The organism is Moorena sp. SIO3B2 (genome assembly GCF_010692525.1).
Taxonomy (GTDB): Bacteria; Cyanobacteriota; Cyanobacteriia; order Cyanobacteriales; family Coleofasciculaceae; genus Moorena; species Moorena producens.
This window is the reverse complement of sequence record NZ_JAAHHE010000653.1, coordinates 1-2,461: the sequence shown is the minus strand read 5'-3', so window position 1 is coordinate 2,461 and position 2,461 is coordinate 1. Positions and strand designations below refer to the sequence as shown.

At 42.9% G+C, this 2,461-nt stretch carries 2 protein-coding genes; both read right to left on the bottom strand.

Going from position 1 to position 2,461, the window contains the following annotated elements:
• Positions 1–118 precede the first annotated feature (118 nt).
• Complete coding sequence (locus tag F6K38_RS39395) at positions 119–886, bottom strand: phosphonate ABC transporter ATP-binding protein (RefSeq protein WP_008180777.1); 768 nt, start codon at positions 884–886, stop codon at positions 119–121.
• Between the two features lie 304 nt (positions 887–1,190).
• Positions 1,191–2,111, bottom strand: a complete 921-nt coding sequence (locus tag F6K38_RS39390) for a putative selenate ABC transporter substrate-binding protein (RefSeq protein WP_008180779.1) — start codon at positions 2,109–2,111, stop codon at positions 1,191–1,193.
• Positions 2,112–2,461 lie beyond the last annotated feature (350 nt).

Below are 2,461 nucleotides of genomic sequence, written 5' to 3'. Positions count from 1 at the left end.
GAATTGATTTGAGGATTTAGGTAAATAACCTATAATAACCGAATTTGGTATAGTGTGTCTTAAACTTTACTCCGAGTGCTATATAAGTTGAGACGGAACGGTTCCTGAAAATTGAAAACTATACATTGATCAGATCAGTTTCTGTAGCATATAATTTGTCGATCATGGTCTGAGACAAAACCCCTGGAGGAACATCAAAGACAATCTGTCCCCGTTGCAATCCCACCAAGCGATCGCAATGACTGCAGGCGAATTCGAGAGAATGGAGACTAGTTACTAATGTCTTTCCCCCGGTTTCACTTATCTCCTTGAGCAAATCCATAATTTCCCGACTCATTTGCCTGTCCAGGTTAGAAATCGGTTCATCAGCAAGAATCACGTCAGGATTTTGCACCAGCACTCTAGCTAAGGCAACCCGTTGTTGCTGTCCTCCAGACAGTTCCTCGGTGGGTGCATAAAGCTTTTCGGGAATTCCTACCTGAGCTAAAGCCTTGAGAGCAGTGTCTACCTCTTGGGGAAACAATAAAGAAACAAGGGCTTTCATCAATGACCAGCGTCCTAAATGACCCGCATTAACGTTATGAATCACCCGGAGGTTATTGACTAGATTGAACTGTTGGTAAACGGTGCCAAGGCGACGCTGTACCTGACGCAATTGGCGCGGGGAGATTCTAGCTAGATTACGACCTAAGACCCAGACTTCTCCTTTACTGGGGAGTAAGATGCCATTGAGCAGGCGGATCAAAGTACTTTTACCTGCACCACTCGCCCCGACTAGGGCAACTCGTTCCCCAGGATAAATCTTGAGGTTAAGGTTAGTCAATGCCCGAAACTGGCCAAATTGCTGGGATACCTGTTTGAGTTCAAAGATAGGAATTTTAGTCATTGGTGATTAGTGATAAGCTCTTCAGCATTTGGCGTTGCTTAATAATGGAATGATTTGAATAGTTTTGTGGAATGGGCATCTTCCGTGTTCCTGGCGGTGCGACCGGTGGCGAATTTAATTCGACGACTGTAAACGCACCGGATCTTTTCGGGCTAGCAGGATGCCCAGCCTACTCCTATTCAGCGCTAAGATTCAACAACTTCATTCCTTGACTGACGCAACGTCACCTAAAGTGCTCAAAGGGAACAGCGGATCTGCGGATAAAGAAACGGGGAATAACCAATTTAAATGCAGATCAGCTTATTTACTTAATCTTGCCAATTTTCCGTCCAATTGCCTCAATTTCGGAATAGTTGTCATTTTTTGTAGAAATAAATTTAGTAGCTCCAAATAAGTCAAGAATTTCTTTTTGCTCGGGAACATTAGGATCTAGCTTTAACAAGGCGGCTTGAACCCGCTCAACAAAATCATCCCCGTAGCGTTCTTTGACTTTAGGATTAATCACCCAGTGATAATCATAGTAAGCTGGAGTTCGCCAAATCAACTCTACTTTTTTTAAGTCCACATTTCCAGCTGCAACGCGACTCTTCCAGACCTGTTCGTTCAAGGCTCCTACCTTGTAGCTCCCTGCCTCAACCAATTGAATTGTGGCATCGTGGGATTTGGAAAACCCAACTTCACCTTGAAAATCGTCTAAGGTTACCCCTGCTTGTTGGAGAAAATACTGGGGCATCAAGCGTCCAGAGGTAGATGACTCGCTGCCAAAGGTTAAGGTATGACCTTTCAAAACTTTTAAATCTTTAATGTTCTTAATGGGTTTGATCCCACTGCTTTTATTGGCGATAAAAACGGTGTGAAATTCAGCATCAATATCCCGTTGAGCGATCGCTTCAGCCTCTTCTACCTGTAACCGTGCTTGAACCCCAGTCAGTCCACCAAACCAGACCAGATCCAAGTCCCCCACCCGAAAAGCTGTTACCGCTGCTGCATAGTCAATCACAGGCTTGTATTCTACCGGAACCTTTAACTCTGCTTCTAGGTAAGCTGCAAGCTTGCCGTAGAGTCGCTGTAACTTTTCAGGATCTTGATCGGGGATTGCTCCAGTGGTAAAAGATTGAACCTTAGCCCCATTTCCAGACGAAGATGTAGAATCGGAGCTAGGGGCACAGGCAGTAACCGGTAGTAATAGGACTAAAATAAAACCTAGTAAGATTTTTTTGTTCATTGTTTTTTTTCTTGATCATCAAACTGTGAAGATTATACTTTGGCTAAGGTAAAAATTTAATTTTTTTATCCCAGATTCCGCCGATCAAGTTGTAGTATTAAAGTAATACGCTAATTCTGTGTAGCTTGGCGATTTTTTTTACCTATAAATAGTTAATTTTGCTAAATATTAAATTTGGCGCTATCGGTGTTTGATAAGCCACAGATAAAGCCTGATTATTACGTATGACACTGTCAAGTCTGGCATGTGGGTTTTATTGAACCAAAATTTAGATAAACTGAAGACAGCTTTTTCAATTTTTTCAACGGGTCTCATGCAGGCAGCTCCTCAACCGATCACCACAGATTTAG

Excerpts from the sequence above, each read along its gene's own strand:
- F6K38_RS39395 (WP_008180777.1), bottom strand. The coding sequence starts at position 886 with ATGACTAAAATTCCTATCTTTGAACTCAAACAGGTATCCCAGCAATTT.
- F6K38_RS39390 (WP_008180779.1), bottom strand. The coding sequence starts at position 2,111 with ATGAACAAAAAAATCTTACTAGGTTTTATTTTAGTCCTATTACTACCG.